This window comes from Ruania rhizosphaerae (assembly GCF_009805705.1).
GTDB lineage: Bacteria > Actinomycetota > Actinomycetes > Actinomycetales > Beutenbergiaceae > Ruania > Ruania rhizosphaerae.
On record NZ_VSMB01000003.1, the window covers coordinates 60,594 to 76,668 of the forward strand.

The 16,075-nt window shown below is 65.8% G+C and carries 16 protein-coding genes; 8 read left to right on the plus strand and 8 right to left on the minus strand.

All coding sequences use genetic code 11. From position 1 onward, the window contains the following. Positions 1–24 precede the first annotated feature (24 nt). Positions 25–603, plus strand: a complete 579-nt coding sequence (locus tag FV560_RS05790) for a hypothetical protein (protein WP_159620412.1) — start codon at positions 25–27, stop codon at positions 601–603. A 127-nt stretch (positions 604–730) separates the two neighbouring features. Here FV560_RS05790 and FV560_RS05795 read toward each other — a convergent pair whose 3' ends face one another. Continuing rightward, the gene (locus tag FV560_RS05795; protein WP_159620414.1) at positions 731–1,546 is read right to left on the minus strand and encodes a DeoR/GlpR family DNA-binding transcription regulator; all 816 of its coding nucleotides are present in this window, start codon (positions 1,544–1,546) and stop codon (positions 731–733) included. A gap of 368 nt (positions 1,547–1,914) precedes the next feature. Between FV560_RS05795 and FV560_RS05800 the strand changes: the two genes are divergently transcribed. From FV560_RS05800 to FV560_RS05825, 6 genes are read left to right on the plus strand one after another with little or no spacing between them, the layout of a single operon-like run. After that, on the plus strand, positions 1,915–3,195 hold the full coding sequence (locus tag FV560_RS05800) for an ABC transporter substrate-binding protein (RefSeq protein WP_159620416.1): 1,281 nt from the start codon (positions 1,915–1,917) through the stop codon (positions 3,193–3,195). A gap of 58 nt (positions 3,196–3,253) precedes the next feature. After that, the gene (locus FV560_RS05805) at positions 3,254–4,222 is read left to right on the plus strand and encodes a carbohydrate ABC transporter permease (protein WP_159620418.1); all 969 of its coding nucleotides are present in this window, start codon (positions 3,254–3,256) and stop codon (positions 4,220–4,222) included. Next, on the plus strand, positions 4,219–5,115 hold the full coding sequence (locus FV560_RS05810) for a carbohydrate ABC transporter permease (RefSeq protein ID WP_159620420.1): 897 nt from the start codon (positions 4,219–4,221) through the stop codon (positions 5,113–5,115). Before FV560_RS05805 ends, FV560_RS05810 begins: the two co-directional genes overlap by 4 nt. 34 nt (positions 5,116–5,149) lie before the next feature. Continuing rightward, the gene (locus FV560_RS05815) at positions 5,150–6,040 is read left to right on the plus strand and encodes a ketose-bisphosphate aldolase (RefSeq protein ID WP_159620422.1); all 891 of its coding nucleotides are present in this window, start codon (positions 5,150–5,152) and stop codon (positions 6,038–6,040) included. Between the two features lie 3 nt (positions 6,041–6,043). Further along, complete coding sequence (locus tag FV560_RS05820) at positions 6,044–7,249, plus strand: ADP-dependent glucokinase/phosphofructokinase (protein WP_159620424.1); 1,206 nt, start codon at positions 6,044–6,046, stop codon at positions 7,247–7,249. After that, positions 7,246–8,232: a class I mannose-6-phosphate isomerase gene (locus tag FV560_RS05825; protein WP_159620426.1), complete on the plus strand. Its 987-nt coding sequence runs from the start codon at positions 7,246–7,248 to the stop codon at positions 8,230–8,232. Before FV560_RS05820 ends, FV560_RS05825 begins: the two co-directional genes overlap by 4 nt. A 46-nt stretch (positions 8,233–8,278) precedes the next feature. Here FV560_RS05825 and FV560_RS05830 read toward each other — a convergent pair whose 3' ends face one another. From FV560_RS05830 to FV560_RS05855, 6 genes are all read right to left on the minus strand, one after another. After that, positions 8,279–9,187 (minus strand): dihydrodipicolinate synthase family protein, encoded by a 909-nt coding sequence (locus FV560_RS05830; RefSeq protein ID WP_159620428.1) that lies wholly within the window; start codon positions 9,185–9,187, stop codon positions 8,279–8,281. Then, the gene (locus FV560_RS05835) at positions 9,184–10,008 is read right to left on the minus strand and encodes an SDR family oxidoreductase (RefSeq protein WP_159620430.1); all 825 of its coding nucleotides are present in this window, start codon (positions 10,006–10,008) and stop codon (positions 9,184–9,186) included. The genes FV560_RS05830 and FV560_RS05835 overlap by 4 nt, the downstream gene beginning before the upstream one ends. Before the next feature lie 47 nt (positions 10,009–10,055). Beyond that, positions 10,056–10,928, minus strand: coding sequence for a carbohydrate ABC transporter permease (locus tag FV560_RS05840; RefSeq protein WP_200837550.1), 873 nt, complete (start codon positions 10,926–10,928; stop codon positions 10,056–10,058). After that, positions 10,928–11,713, minus strand: coding sequence for a carbohydrate ABC transporter permease (locus tag FV560_RS05845; RefSeq protein WP_200837551.1), 786 nt, complete (start codon positions 11,711–11,713; stop codon positions 10,928–10,930). The genes FV560_RS05840 and FV560_RS05845 overlap by 1 nt, the downstream gene beginning before the upstream one ends. Before the next feature lie 257 nt (positions 11,714–11,970). Beyond that, the gene (locus FV560_RS05850) at positions 11,971–13,275 is read right to left on the minus strand and encodes an ABC transporter substrate-binding protein (protein ID WP_159620434.1); all 1,305 of its coding nucleotides are present in this window, start codon (positions 13,273–13,275) and stop codon (positions 11,971–11,973) included. Positions 13,276–13,619: 344 nt separating this feature from the next. Further along, the gene (locus tag FV560_RS05855) at positions 13,620–14,600 is read right to left on the minus strand and encodes a LacI family DNA-binding transcriptional regulator (protein ID WP_235019953.1); all 981 of its coding nucleotides are present in this window, start codon (positions 14,598–14,600) and stop codon (positions 13,620–13,622) included. A 157-nt stretch (positions 14,601–14,757) separates the two neighbouring features. Between FV560_RS05855 and FV560_RS05860 the strand changes: the two genes are divergently transcribed. Continuing rightward, the gene (locus FV560_RS05860) at positions 14,758–15,375 is read left to right on the plus strand and encodes a DUF6318 family protein (protein WP_159620438.1); all 618 of its coding nucleotides are present in this window, start codon (positions 14,758–14,760) and stop codon (positions 15,373–15,375) included. Positions 15,376–15,391: 16 nt separating this feature from the next. Here FV560_RS05860 and FV560_RS05865 read toward each other — a convergent pair whose 3' ends face one another. After that, positions 15,392–16,057, minus strand: a complete 666-nt coding sequence (locus FV560_RS05865) for an LrgB family protein (RefSeq protein ID WP_159620440.1) — start codon at positions 16,055–16,057, stop codon at positions 15,392–15,394. Positions 16,058–16,075: the final 18 nt, after the last annotated feature.

Sequence of the window (16,075 nt, forward strand, 5' to 3'; positions counted from 1 at the left end):
ATTGATGGTCCGGATGGGATGTGTGTGGTCACTGATGATGCGGCGCCGGTAGCGGGCTTGGTGCCGTGTGATGATCGGCCGACTGATGAGGAGCCGGTCGATGCGGATGAGGAGCAGCCGGATGCGCCTGAGCCGGTGATCATCTCGGTGTCGGCATCTGATTTTGTTGAGTTGCCGTTGGTGCCTGCGCAGGTGCGGGTGCAGCCGGAGGGGCAGTCGTGGACGGTGGTGAATCTGGACACGATTGCGTACACCTCGGGTGAGGCGCAGGTGCTCTCGACGCAGGTGTTGGGGTTTGACGTGGCGGTCCGGGCGACTCCGGTGGAGTTTGCCTGGGATTTCGGGGATGGGTCGGATCCGGTGGTGACGTCTGATCCGGGGTTGCCGTTCCCTGATCACACGGTCGCTCATGCCTACAGTGCGGTGGCCGAGGAGCGTCGGGTGTCATTGACGACGACATGGGTGGGGGAGTTCCAGGTCGCTGGTCAGGGTCCGTGGATCCCGATTGCGGGGACGGCGCAGACCACGAGCGTGTCTGATCCGTTCGAGGTGCTGGAAGTCAGGACCCGGTTGGTGCCGGGTCCGCAGGCCGATCGGAACTGACCTCACCTGGCCCGGCTGGGATGAAATCGACGGTCATACTGCCAAGCAGGCCCAAATACGCAAGCGTTGGCAGTATTCCCGTCATCTTCTGACCGCACCACGCCACGCCGGGCACCCGTGTACGAGCTCAGGGTGTGATCACCGAGACCCCGGCCTCCTCGAGGCTTGCGGCGATGGGTGGCGGGGGAGCGATGTCGGTCACCAGGTAGGTCGCCCGATCCAGGGAGGCGATCTGCGCGAAGAGGTGCCTGGAGAACTTGGACGAGTCCGCCACCACCGCCACCTGCTCGGCGTGATCCATCATCTCGGCCATCATCGCCGCGTCGCCGACGTTGCTGGTCGAGAACCCACTCGTCGCGACCGCACCGACACCGATGATCGCGATGTCCGCCCGGACCGTGATCTCGTCCGGCCGGTTCGTCACGGCGAACGACACAGCACCTGTGGTCGTCTGGGCGACCGTGCGCACATGCCCGCCGAAGACGTACAGCTCGCACTCCATGCCCGTCGGTAGCTCCGCCGGGATGCGCAGGTTGTTCGTCGCGATCGTCAGTCCCCGCTTGTCGCGCAGATGCCGCATCACCGCCAGCGTCGTCGTGCCGCCGTTGAGCATGATCACCGAATCGTCCTGGACCAGCCGCGCCGCCATCGCGGCGATCGCCTCCTTCTGCTCGGTGTGCATCCGCAGCCGAAGATCCAGTTTGCGATCGCCCACCGGCGCCGCCGACTTGCTCACCGCACCCCCATGCGTGCGGATCAGCAGTCCGTCCGCATCCAACTGATCCAGATCCCGGCGGATGGTGTCGATCGACACACCGAACCGCTCGGCGAGCTCCCCGACGGCCACCTGACCACGCTCGGCCACGAAATCCGTCAACGCCCCGCGCCGGTGGGCCGGCAGGTGGCGGGAACGGTCCTGAGTGTCCACATCTGCAGATGACATGCACCCATTGGTAGCACAACGCTTGTCACTTCGCCGCAGAAAGCGGCATGAAACGGCGCATCAGATCCAGATCTGTGCCCGGTCTTGCGGTGCACTCGGCCCGGTGGAGCCCGGCAGAGGTGAGCAGTCTCCCAGAGGTCACGGTTCGCATCCGGCGCGCGGGCGCTGCCATGAAGTCGCACTCTCACGGCAGGATCCGGACCGTCGCCGGTGCCGCACGTGCTTCGTGACGACGCCATTCGCCCCACTGCTTGACGCATCTGTTCATCCGGCGTTAAGGTCGCAGAACACAGCACAAAACAGCATGGAGCGGCACAAGGGTGCAGAAGCCATGCGAAGTGCACTGACGAAGACGACAGGAGTACGACATGAGCACTGGTGCTCGACGCACGCGGGTTGCCGGTATGGCCGGCATCGCCGCACTGAGTCTTGTCGCGGCCGCAGGCTGCAGTAGCGATGGCGGCGGCGGCGCCGACGGCGACGTCACCATCGAGTTCGCCCAATGGTGGGAGCCTGAGCTCCCCGATGGCGCATTCGCCGAGATCATCGCCGGATTCGAGGAGGAGAACCCCGGCGTGAACGTCGATCTCGTCTCGGCGCCCTACGCCTCCACCCAGGAGCAGCTGTTCGCCGGCTCCGCATCCGGAACGATGCCCGACGTGATGGGCCTGGACGCGGTCTGGGTGAACGACTTCGCCAACCAGGGTGCGATCGCCGACCTCAGCGCCCTGATGAGCGAGTACGGCTACGACGACAGCCAGCTCGCCAGCCAGGTCCAGGTGGATGGCTCCACCTACATGATCCCGGTGGTCAACTTCATCTACCCGCTGTTCACCAACGACGACCTGCTCGCCGAGGCCGGTGTGGACGCCCCGCCGACCACGCGTCAGGAGTTCCTCGACGCCGCCGTCGCGATCTCCGAGCTCGGTGGCGACACCACCGGCTGGGCACTGCCCCTCTCCCTCGAGCAGCCCAACGGCGTGCTCAACGACGTGATGCCCTGGGTGTGGTCCTCCGGCGGATCGATGCTCTCTGACGGTCAGCCCGACCTGACCAACCCGGAGATGACCGCAGCGATCGAGTACGTCCAGCAGCTGTGGGACGCCGGCGCCGTGGCACCGGGCTCATTCACCATGAAGGAGCAGGACAAGGTCGAGGAGTTCACCAACGGCCGCGTCGGGATGATGATCTCCTCGCTCGCGCACATCAACCTCCTGCAGGAGACCAACCCCGACCTCAGCTTCAGCGTCTCGGCCATCCCCACCGAGGAGGGATTCAGCGGTGACTCCGGTCTGACCTACGCCTCGTGGGGCATCGGCGTCTCGGAGAGCAGCGAGCACCCCGAAGAGGCATTCGCGCTGATCGAGTACCTGATGGAGACCGAGACGAACGGGGACCTGTCCACCATCGCCAACGGATTCCCCGGCAACACCGAAGCCGTACCGGACTTCGTCGAGGACGACCCGCTGATGGCCGACGCCTTCGAGATCTACCAGAACACCACACCGGTCAACGAGTTCTCCGGGCTCCCCGCAGCGGAACAGCTGATGCGCTCGTTCGCCGAGCAGCTCCAGGCCACCCTCAACGGTGACCAGGACGTGACCCAGATGCTCGACCAGACCCAGGCCGCCTGGTCCGACGAGTTCTAGGAGGCAACCCAGACTCCGCCCGCCACGCACACGTGGCGGGCGGGGGACGGGGACCACCATGATCACACCCCTCGCATCAGAACCCGCCTCGACAGCGAGGCCGGAAGGCCCGGGCGACCCTCCGCCGTCGGGAACCTCTGCAGCATCGGCGCCTCGGCGGCGTTCGCACCTCGGCCGCGCCCTCGAACCCCTGGCGTTCCTCTCACCCACACTGATCCTGCTCGCCGTCCTGATGGTGCTGCCGATCGTGCTGGTGATCGGTTACGCCTTCATGGACAACGTGGTGACCAACCCCGACCCCGAGTTCGTGGGGCCGGCGAACCTCATCGAGATTGCCACCGACCCGACCTTCCACATCGCGCTGCGCAACACCGTGGTGTTCACCGTGGTGAGCGTGGTGGCGCACATGATCCTCGGGCTCACCTTCGCGATGCTGCTCAACAGCAAGCGCGTCTCGGTCACCAGCCGGGCCGTGCTCCGCGCGATCTACGTGATGCCATGGCTGTTCACCGTGGCCGTGATCGCCGTGCTGTGGCGGATGCTGCTCGCACCCAGCGGTGTGATCAACTACCTGCTCTCGACCGATGTGGAATGGCTCGCCGACCCGCGGCTCGCGCTCGGCACCGTCACAGTCATCAACATCTGGGCCGGCTACCCGTTCTTCATGGTCAGCCTGCTCGCGGGGCTGCAGGGCATTCCCGGTGATCTGTACGAAGCCGCCCGTGTGGACGGCGCCTCCCCGGTGCAGCAGTTCTTCCACGTGACCCTGCCGCAGCTGCGGCAGATCATCGTCAGCCTGCTGCTGCTCGACATGATCTGGACCTCCGCGCAGCAATTCGCGCTCATCTGGATGACCACCGGGGGCGGACCGCTCAGCTCCACCGAGATGCTCTCCACCTACACCTACAAACTGGCCTTCGACGACTACGAGTTCGGCCTCGCCTCCGCCAGCGCCGTCCTTGTTCTGCTCGTCTCGATGGTGCTCGCGTTCTTCTACGTGCGGCACGAGAAGGCGAGGGAGTCATGACCGCTGTCGCCACCAAGGCACCGACGCCCAAGAACCCGAAGTACCAGCAGAACCCGAAGAATTCGGCTCGCGACATCCCGGCACGCATCTTCATCTGGATCGGTCTGCTCGCCGGAGCAGGGTTCGCCGGCCTGCCGGTGCTGTGGATGCTCTCCAGCTCGTTCAAGTCCAACCGCGAGATCTTCGAGTTCCCACCCAGGTTGCTCACGGAGTCCTTCAGCTTCGACGCCTACCTGGCGATCCTGAGCGACCCGAGCCGGCTGCGGTTCTTCATCAACAGCTATGTGGTGGCGATCTGCGTCACGATCCTCACACTCGTGGTGGCGATCCATGCGGCCTATGCGTTCAGCCGGTTCACGTTCCGGATGAAGCACCCGCTGAAGCTCCTCATCATCAGCGTGCAGGCCGTGCCGCCGATCACCGTGCTGATTCCCTACTTCGGGATCATCGTCGCCCTGAAGATGTACGACACCTATCCCGGTCTGATCTTCACGTACATGCTGTTCACCCTGCCGTACGCGATCATCATGATGACCAGCTACATGAATTCCCTCCCACGGGAGTTGGACGAAGCGGTCCGCGTGGACGGCGGCAGCTCGATGACCGCACTCTGGCGAGTGCTGGTACCGGTCTCGGTGCCCGGGATCGTCTCCGTGGGCGTGTACACGTTCATGATCGCCTGGAACGAGTACCTGTTCGCTCTCACCCTGACCAGCAGCGAATCCATGCGGACCGTGCCGATCGGACTGCAGTTGCTCATGGGCCAGCACTCGTTCCAGTGGAACGAGATCATGGCGATGAGCATTCTCGGCTCCATTCCCGTTCTCGCCCTGTTCCTGTTCTTCCAGCGCTTCTTCATGAGCGGCCTGACCTCGGGCGCGGTCAAGAACTGACCGATCGAATTCACCACCACCACAAGGAGAAAGTGTGCTCACCACCGGAAACGTTCTGCTGACCGCAGCCCACGAGGGGAACTACGCCGTTCCGGCGTTCAACGTCAGCGACTACGCCATGTTCAACGGGGTCATGGAGATCAGTGAGGCCGAGCAGGCCCCCTTGATCGCAGCGATCCACCCCGACGAGCTCGCCCACTTCGGCCGCGACGCCGTGGCAGCCATCCGGGAGCGGGCGCACCGCTCGAGTATCCCGGTCGCCATCCACTGGGACCACGGCGCCAGCTACGAGCAGATGCTCACCGCCATCCAGGTCGGATTCACCTCGGTCATGATCGACCGGTCGATGGACTCCTTCGAGGAGAACGTTCGGATCACCAAGAAGGTCGTCGAGACCGCGCACGCTGTCGGTGTGAGTGTGGAGGCCGAGCTCGGCACGATCGGCGCCGCCGACAGCTACGGCGAGGCAGGCGCCAAGGAAATCATCTACACCACCCCGGAGGAAGCGGTGGAGTTCATCCGCCAGACCGGTGTGGACAGCCTCGCCGTGGCCATCGGCACCTCCCACGGGCTGTTCCCGCCCGAGGTCACCCCGGAGATCAAGATCGACCTGCTGCGCGAGATCAAGGCGGCTGTGCAGATCCCGCTCGTCCTGCACGGTGGCTCGGGCAACCCGGACGCCGAGATCGGCCAGGCCGCCAAGCTCGGCATCAACAAGATCAACATCTCCAGTGACATCAAGGTCGCCTACCACAACGAGATGCGCGCCGTGCTGGCGGATCCGAAGGTGCGCGAACCCAACGCCATCCAGCCCCGCTGCATCGAGGCGATGAAGGAGGTCGCCGCCCACAAGATCCGGCTCTTCGGCGCCGATGGCCAGGCCTCCAGCGTGCCGGGAATCAGCGGCGTGCAGGCGCGGGTCTGAGACATGACGCCGGAGGTTCTTCTCGGATTCGGCGGCAACGTCGACGTCGAGATCACCTGGGACGATGCCGTGCTCACCCGCCTCGCGGTTGAGCACGGCATCACCGACGACGAACTCGACACCGCCATCGAGATCACCGACGAACGCAGTCTGGTGATCTCCATCCTCGCCTTCGCTCGCGCCGGGCACGGCGGGGAGCGATTCGTGGCCTCCGCCTCCGTGCTGGAGACGTTCCCGGCCAGATTCGACCACCGCTGGACCCTCGGCGGTACCGGTATCCGCGCCGCACTGGTCATGCAGACCCTCGGGATCCCCAGCATGGTGCACCTTGTCAGCACCAACGACATCATGCGCGACCTGCTCCCCGCTGGCGTGCACTGCCTGAGCAGTGCGAGTGAGGACTCCCTCGACCCGCATGTGATCGTGCAGTTCCGCCAGGGGGCGCGGGTGCGCACCGACCGGCTGGACGTGACGGCACCGAAGGCGAACCGCCTCATCTACGTCAACGACCCGCCTAACCGGGATCTGGTGCTCAGCGACGAGATCGAGCAGGTCGCGCCCTCGTTGAACGTGCTGCTGGTGACCGGCCTGAACAGCATGCAGGATGCCGGCCTGGTAGCAGACCGCCTGCGGCGCATCGCCCGCGTCATCGATCAGATGCCCGACGGCGGACTCGTCTTCTTCGAGGATGCCGGCCAGCACGTGCCCGCCCTGGGCCAGCAGGTGCTCGCCGCCATGGCCGAGCTCGCTGACGTCATCAGCATGAACGAGGATGAGCTGTTCGGCCACCTAGGCCGGACCGTTGATCTGCACGACGCGGCTGCCGTCGAGGGAGCCCTGCGGGAGGCGCAGACACAGATCGGCGCACGCACCCTCGTGGTGCACACCCAGCACTGGGCCGCCGCCCTCGGGCCGCGGGCACAGCAGCTGCGCCCAGCCTTGCAGGCGGGTGTCGTGGCCGCGGGGACGCGCTACCTTGTCGGCGACGGCGCCACCCGAGCCGACCACGAACGGACGGCGACCCTTCCCGTGCAGGCAGGCTCCGCCGTCGTAGCCCATCAGCTGGAGCAGGCCGACGACGTCACGTGCGTGCCCGCGCTCGAGCTGCGCACCGACACCCCCACCACCATCGGCCTCGGCGACACCTTCGTCGGCGGCCTGCTCGCGGCGTACGCAGGCGAGCGACACAGCGAAGGAGTGAACGCGTGATCGTCGAGGTTGCTGCCAACCGCCCACCCGAGCGCTTCTACCGAGGCGGACGCAGCCTCGCGGACCTGCGCGGCGAGGCCGGGGTCGGCGAGTACGAACCCGAGGACTGGGTCGGCTCGATGACCTGCGTCTACGGCGAGGCGCCGGTGGGACTGACGCGACTACCCGACGGGCGGCTGCTGAAGGACGCCATCGAGTCCGAGCCCGAGTGGTGGCTCGGTCCGGACCACGTGGCCGCCTACGGAGCGGACGCGATGGTGCTGGTCAAGCTGCTGGATGCGGGGGAGCGGCTGCCGGTGCACGCCCACCCCGACCGGGCGTTCGCCAAGGCGCACTTCGCCGCACCACACGGGAAGACCGAGGCGTGGTTCCTACTCACGGGCGGCAGCCTGCACCTGGGCCTGAAGCAGGACCTCACCGCCGACGAGCTCGCCGGCGTCCTGGAGCGCCAGGATGCCGAGGAGATCCTGGGACTCATGCACGAGGTGCAGGTGAATCCCGGCGATGTCGTGCTGGTCCCCGCCGGGGTGCTGCACGCCATCGGGGGCGGATTGTTCCTGGTGGAGCTGCAGGAGCCGGAGGACTTCTCGCTGATGCTCGAATGGAAGGGCTACCCGATCGACGGGCCGAAGGACGGTCATCTCGGGATCGGGTACGACCTGGCACTGCAGGCGATGGAACGTCGTGCCCGCACACCGCAGGAGATGGCTGAGCTCGTGCGCCCGGCCGGCTACGGGCCGTCGGTGTTCCCGGCCGCGGCCGACCCGTACTTTCGCCTGGGGCGCGAACGCGTCCAGAGTGAGGTGCAGGTGGAGGCGGGCTTCGCCGTCGTGATCGTGCTGGACGGGCAGATCGAGGTGACGGATGCCTCTGGGACGACCGCGCTTCGTCAGGGCGCCACCGCGGTGGCGCCGCACGCCGCGGGGGAACTGACGTTGACTGGGGACGGCGAGGTGCTGATCTGCCGGCCACCGGCACCGTGAGCTGACGAATACTTGCGGTGGGCGGGTGGTGTGTCCCCGCCCACCGTCAGGCTTCCTGGCGGGTCAATTCGTCCTGGTGGTCGATCAGCTCAGCGAGCGCGTCGAGCCGGGCCAGGTCATCGCTTGAAAGCCGGGGAAGCGGGCGGCGGCACGGGCCCATATCCCCGATCCCGCGTCCCGCGAGGTACTTCGCAGCCGGGAAGACGCCAACGTCGACGATCTCACGTACCACGGCGTTGATGCGCGACTGGATCGTCCGTGCGCCGTCCAGATCGCCTGCGTTGAACTTGTCACGAAGAGTGAGGAACTGGCGAGGCTGAAGGCCGACCGTTGTCCCGATGGTGCCCCGCGCCCCGGCCGCCAAGGCCGAGAGGAACACCTCGTCGAACCCGTTGAAGTAGATCTTGTCGGGATAGGTGGCACGCATCTGCTCGAGCGTGTACATGTTGTGCGCTGTCTGCTTCACCCCTGCGACACGAGGGTCGCTCAGCAGGGCACCGGCAGAGTGCTCGGTGAACTCGTGCCCGGTGAGCGCTGGGACGTTGTAGAGGATCATCGGCAGATCGACGGCGTCCATGACCGCCCGGTAGTGATCGATGATCGCCTGCGCCGGATAGGGATAGTAAATGGGCGGGATCATCGAGACCGCCGTGGCACCGTCACCCAGTGCGGCCCGGCCCAGCTCGACCGCCTCCTGCGTCCGGAGGGTGCCGATGTGCGCGATGACCGGTACCCGTCCGGCCGCGGCAGCGACGGCAGTGCGGGTGACCTCAGCGCGTTCCTCGGGAGAGAGCAGGAGCCCCTCGCCGGAGGAGCCGTTGCAGTAGATTCCCTCGACACCCCGATCCACATAGTGGTCGACGAGATGTGCCAGGGCGTCGGTGTTGACCGATTCGTCCGGACCCATCGGCGTGACGATGGCGGCCATCACCACACCGAGATCGGGTCGGGTCACCATGCGGTCCATCCGCCGTCGACGATGAGGTTGGCGCCGGTCATGTATTGCGACGCGTCAGAAGCCATGAACACGACGGCACCGTTGAACTCGTTCGCCTCCGCCATCCGCCCGAGCGGCATGCGCGCGGTGTAGTTGGCCTGGAACTGCGCGTCCTGCGTGTCGCGACGCACTCCCGAGGGGGTGAGCGTGTTGACCCGGATACCGTGGCGCCCCCAGTAGGTGGCTGCGTAGCGGGTCAGGTTGTACAGACCCGACTTCGCGGCCGAGTAGGCCACAGGCTTGATGAACGGCACACCGGTGAGTTCCTCCTTGTAGGCATAGATGTCCTGAACGGGGGAGAGCATGCCGTAGATCGAACCCACGTTGATGATCGAGCCGCCCTTGTCCGCCTTGCGCATCCGGGCGCCTGCCGCTTGCATCACGAGGAACGTGCCGACGAGGTTCGTGTCGACCACCTCGCGGAAGACTTCGACAGGGAAGTCCTCGAACGGTCCGGAGACCTCTGGCGGTGCGCTGGGCTGGGTGTCGAGACCGGCGTTGTTGATCACGACGTCTGGCACATCCCACTCACCCTCGATCTCGTCGAGCGCCAGATTCACACTCTCCTTGGAGGTGATATCCATCGCGACGCCCAGGAGACGGCCGGAAGCATGCTCTTCGGGGAAAGCCGACTCCAGACGTTCCTGCGAGGTGGTGCGGGAGGCAACTGCGACGCGGGCTCCGCGGCGGTGAAACTCCTTGACGAACTCCGCGCCGATTTGTCCCATACCGCCAGTGACGAGCACCACGCGGTCCTTGACGGAAAAGAGGTCTTCCATGATGTCCTTTCGGGTCGAGGTGATTCTTCGGTTGCCGGAGGCTGGCGTCAGCCCTTCACCGATCCAGAGGTGAGCCCGGCCACGATTCCTCGCTGGGCCCACAGGAAGAAGGCGATCGCGGGAAGAGCGAACAGCATCGCGCAGAGCATGACCTGATTCATCGGGGTGAAGAACTCGCCGAGGAAGGAGGACAGGCCGACCGTTGCCGGCCACAGGTCGGCGTTCGAGATGAACGTGTTCGCGAACAGGAACTCGTTCCAACCGTCGAAGAACACGATGATCGCTGCCGCGGCAATGCTCGGAAGGACCAGCGGGAGAACGATGCTCAGGAGGATGCGCCCGCGGGAGCAGCCGTCGATTCGCGCGGCCTCCTCGATCTCGTGCGGCACCTTGTCGATCGCGCCTTTGAGGATGAACACGGCGACCGGCATGACGAACGCGACATTGGCCAGGATGAGGCCGCCGTGGTTGTTCAAGAGCCCGTAGCCGGCGAACAGTGCGTACAGGGGCACGATGATGAGGGCTTCCGGGAGCATCTGGGTGGAGAAGAAGAGGAAGCCCACGATGCCGCGGCCGTAGAACCGGAACCGGCTGAGAGCGTAGGCGGCTGACAGCGCGAGGAACAGGCTCAGCAGTGCCGTCCCGCTGGCGATCACGGCGGAGTTGCGCAGCCAAAGCAATAGCGGCACCCCTTCGATCATCGGCCACCAGCCGGTCACGTTGGTCAGATCGAGCAAGAATGTCTGGCCGGTCCCGTAGAGGTCTGCATTGGTGCTGAGCGAGGTGTTGATCATCCAGTAGACGGGGAAACCGGCGAAGACCACGAGCAGGCCGATCGCCAGGATGCGGCCGAGCGTGCGTCCGGCAGAGATGGCGTGTGCACCGGTGGGGCGCATACGGGTGGGCGTGGTGGCGGTCATCAGCTCTCGCCCTTCCTTTCACGACGCCGTTCGACGACGAAGTAGATCATCGTCACGGTCAGGGACAGTCCGAGGGCGAGTACTCCGATCGCGGCAGCCCGGCCCAGGTGCTGGTCAGCGAAGGCGGTGTTGTAGATGCTGACGACGAGTGTGTTGGTGGCGTCGATCGGACCGCCCCCGGTCATCACGTAGATGATCTCGAAGCGGCGGATCGACCAGATGGTCATCAGCAGTGTGAGGACCCGGATCGTGGGAGCGAGGTGAGGCAGTGTGACTGCCCGGAACGTCTGCCAGCGGGTGGCACCGTCGATCCAGGCGGCCTCCTTGAGCTCGTGGGGGACGCTCTGCAGCGCCGCCAGCATCACCAGCATGGCCAGCGGGAACGCCTTCCACACCGTTGCCACCGTGACCGAGAACAGGCCCCAGTCCGGATCGGTGAGCCATCCGGGCTGTCCCAGCCCGAGGGCACGGGTTCCCTGGCCGAGAATGCCCTGCTGGTCGTTGTAGATCCAGGCGAAGATCAGCGAGGCGGCGATTGTCGGAATCGCCCACGGGATGGTGGCGATGGCCCGGACGACGGACCGTCCGAAGAATCGGGCGTCGAGCGCAACCGCGGCTGCGGTGCCCAGGAGCACGACGGCGATGACGGTGAACCCCGTGTAGAGAAGCGTCGTCACGACCGAATGCCAGAACGGGTCACTGGCGATCAGGTACTGGAAGTTCTCAGCGCCGACGTAACGGCCACCGTCCGGATTGACCAGGCGGGTGGCGGTCACACTCAGCATGACTCCGCGAATCAGTGCATAGACAGTGAAGACGCACAGATAGGCGACAGCCGGCAGCAGGAAGAGGTAGATGCCGAACTGGTCACGCAGGCGGCGAAGGAACGATCGAGGGCGAGGTGAAGCCCCTGGGGGCCGGCGCCCCCCGGAGTGGGGGGCGCCGGTGGACCCTGTGGGCCGAAACCGCGACGTCGTCCTGCTCGCGGGTTCCGCTGTCATGGGGTGCCTTCCTGTTGGTGGCTGGATGCCGAGCGTGAGCCTCAGCGGCCGAGCTCGGCCTCGACTGTTTCCTGCACCTGCTCGAGCGACTCGCGGATGTCGCCGCCGTTGATGCGCAGTTCCTCGACCGCAGTGAGGAACTCACGCCAGATCATCACGCTGTCCAGCTCGAAGCCGGCCACGAGTGTGGACCGCGAGTCCGACGCGCTCTCGATGAACTGCTCGGCCCAGGGGTTGGCCTCGGCGAACTCCGGGTCGAGCGGGACGTCAGTGGCCAGCGCGCTGGCACCGTGTCCGAGTCGGATGGCCTCCTGAGCCTCATCGGTGAGGAACCAGCGGATGAAGTCCTTCGCGGCCTCGACGTTCTCACTGTCAGCGTTCACAGTGATCAGGAGCTGCGAGTGACCACCCGGGTTCGGCAGCGGCAGCGGCGCGGCGCCGAGGTTGGTGCCGTCGATCACGTTGTCCGGGTCGGTCGCCATCGTGGTGGCGACACCGGAGTTCTCGAAGGACATCCCGATCTGGCCCTGACCGAACTTCGCGCGGAAGGTGGAGGCGTCGTCACCGAGCGGGGGAACTCCGGATGCGAACAGATCGAGATGTGCCTGAACCGCCGCGACGTTGGCGTCACTGGCGATCGTGAGCTCGGAGCCGTCACTCAGCTCGCCGCCGTGCCCGTAGATCCAGTTGGCCATCTCCAGAATCCAGCCGTTGAGCTCGTTGGTCTGGTGGCGGCCCGCGAAGCCGAAGACCTCCTGGGGAAGGTCGAAGGCGTCCTGGGAGTCGCGGATCGTCTCAGAGACGTCGATGAACTCGTCATAGGTCGTCGGTACCTCTGCCCCGACCGCGTCCAGCACGTCCTGGTTGTAGATCATCGTGTTGTACGTCGGGCGTTCCCAGTTGAAGCCGTACTGCTGATCCAGGATGACGCCCGACTCGTTGGTGCCGTTGAGGGAATCGCCCATCTCCTCGGCGATGTCATCGAGGGGCTCGAGCAGTCCGGCATCTGCCAGCTCGTGGGCCTGGGCCTCGAGCATGATCATCACGTCGGGTCCTTCACCGGCACCGAGCATCGTGTTGAGACGGTCGGCATAGTTGCCGAACGCCGAGCCGACGTTCTCCAGCGTGATGTTCTCGTCCGGGCCGGAGTAGTCCTCGATCGCGGCCCAGAGGGTGCGGCCCTTCTCCGTGTCATTGAACTGCCAGTTGGCGATTGTGAGCGTGGTCGGTCCGGAGGAGTCGCCGCCTTCGGCGTCCGCATCGCCCCCGGAGCAGGCCGAGAGCACCAATCCTCCGGTGACCGCTGCTGCCAGGGCCGTGATCCAGGTCCTTCGTGTCGTATGCATCGCTCGCTCCTTCGCGAAATCGGTTCGTGCAGGTGACGGTGACCACCCCCACGGACGCTGCGACGCGCCCTTGATGAGTGGTCTGTGGTGCTTCGTTGGCGGGAGAGCCAACTCGTGCGGTCGGTTCGTCGTGGGACTCGGCCGGATGTCGAACCCAGCCGCCGTGGGTAGGGGTGACGGCGGCTGTCGTACCCGTCCGGACTGGCCTCGTCTCCATGGAACGTGTCCGTCGGCACGAGTATACAGAAATCGATTGCTGACACAAGGCGCGAGGGTTTGCCCGTCCGATCGGAGCGCGGTTGGGAGGGTCGCTGGCGGGTTCGTTCGCCGGCGTGGTGTCGCTGCTACGCCGGAGTGGGGGGTGTGAGCTCGCCACGTAGCACGACCGTGCTGACGGGAGACTGGGAACCGCTCAGGCGGTCGAGGAGGATGCGCGCAGCGCTCATGCCGATATGACGCGTGGGCAGATGTACGACCGGTATTGGGTGACCGAAAGGAAGTGCATAAGGTAAGCCTCCGACGACGGCAATACCTGTTGTTGGCGGCAGAGTGCCCGCTTGCGCCATGGCGTTGATCGCGCCGACGCCGATGAGGTTGTTCGCGGCAACAACGGCGTCTGGTGGTTCGTCCATCTGCAACAGATCGAGCATCATCTCCTGTCCGCCGCGAGTTCGGAAATCTCCGTGCCGGAGATACGTGACCGCGGGGAAGGTCGAGTCGAACCCCAGCATCGCCGCCTGCCATCCCATGGCGCGATCGACCGCTGGGCGCACGTCGTTTGGCCCTGTGATGCACGCGATTCTGCGATATCCGGCCTCCCACAGCACCGTCGTTGCATCGTGGCCGGCACGAGCGTTGTCGAAGACGACGGTGTCCACGTTGCCGTGGGCGACGGGTCGGTCGACCGCAACCACAGCGCGGCCCTTGGCGAGCAGAAGATCCACGTTACTCTCGCCAGCCGCGGGGACGATGATGACCCCTGCCATGTCCCCAGAGATCGCAATGTCGAGGTATTCACGTTCTTTCGCGAGGTCATCGTCGCTATTGCACAGAACGAGGGAGTAGCCCGCTTCGCGGGCGACGTCTTCGACGCCGCGAGCCAGTGCTGTGAATAGAGGGTTTTCGACGTCGGGAATGATCAGGGCGATCACTTCGGAGTGGCGGCGACGTAGCGTCCGAGCGGTCCGGTTCGGTACGTAGGCCAGCGTATCGGCAGCCTCCAGCACACGTGCCGCGAGCTCGGCCTTGACAGATTTTCCGTTCAGAACCCGGGAGACAGTGGCCGGCGACACCGCGGCCCGTTCTGCGACGTCGTAGATGGTCACCACCGTCGTACGATATGCGATTCAGCAGTCTGGCGCCATCTCGACTGCAATCGATTTCGATCCGTGGCCGGCAAGTGTGGCGCTGTCTGGCGACGGTGCGGCGACGGTTGTCCACAGGCCCTCTGCAGAGACGAACGTTGCTTGCCACGCTGGGAGCATGCCAATCGACGCCGCCCGGTGCCGGGCCCTGGGAGTCCTGATCGTCGCGCTACTGACGCTGACCGCGTGCTCGAACGAACCGGATGTCGCGCCTACTACTCGTGGAGCAGACGCCGGTGCCATCGATCATGCTGCCGACGAGGGGAGCCAATCGGCGAACGCGCCGGACGCGGAGATTCCGATCATTGAGGAACCGCAGCCACCGGAGGCGATGTCGCAGGAGTCCCTCGACGGGGCCGAAGCCGCCGCCCATTATGTGGCGGGCTTGATGCTGTACGCCTGGGCCGGTGGGGGGATGGCTGAGCTCGACCGGTGGTGCACGCCCACCTGCGAGTTCTGCGACACCCTCCGTGAAACGGTCGCAAGTTTGGAGGCCGACGGCTCGATGGTGGTCAGCGATTGGTTCGAGACGACGGCGCGCAGCGGCAGCGTGGAGTACGATCCGTCAACCGGCGAGGTCCGCTACATCGTCATTCTCGACGTCCTCGTGGGGCCTAGCACGGTCTTCGACGTTACCGGCCCGGTGCGAACCGATCCGGAGTACGCCATGGGTTTCGGGCTCGCGCTGGAGTGGACTGCGCAGGGATGGCGGCTTCATGAAGCCGGGCAGGTGTGAGGCAGTCTCGGGCTACTTACAGCAGGCGTGCCACCAAGGGCGCCGCGGCCGTCATCACCAAGGCGTGCACCACCATCGCGGCGCTCGACCACGCCCCCGTCTCCGGCTCGTCCAGCAACACCCGCGAGGTGCCGATCCCGTGGGAGGTGACGCCGATGGCGATTCCCCGGGCACGCAGGTCGTGCACACCGACGAGGGTCAGCAGCCGCGGAGCCAACACCGCGCCGAGGATTCCGGAGCAGATCGCCAACCCGGCCGAGAGCGAGGGGTCGCCACCGATGAGAGCCGAGATCTCCACCGTGACCGGGGTGGTCACCGACAGCGGGAGGGCTGAGGCCCAGACAGCGTCCGGGGTTCCGGCGACAGTGAGGGGCACGGTAGCGAGCGTGATCGCCAGCGCTGCAGCGCACCCGAACAACACCAGCAGCCGCCGCCACAACGGCAGCAGCGCGCTACTCGCCGTGTGTAGCGGCACCGCCAGCGCAACCGTTGCCAGCGCCAGGCCGATCGTCAGCGGCAGCACGGCGGCGAGATAGTCCGGGTACGCCGTGCCGGTCAGTTCCAGGATCAGGGTCAGCACCAGCGTGGCGGTCACCACGGGGGAGAGGAGCGGTTGGCGACCGCAGCGGCGATACAGCCACAGTGCGGCCAGGTAGGCAAGCACCGTGCCTCCGGTCCACACGACCATCTCCACCGCTAC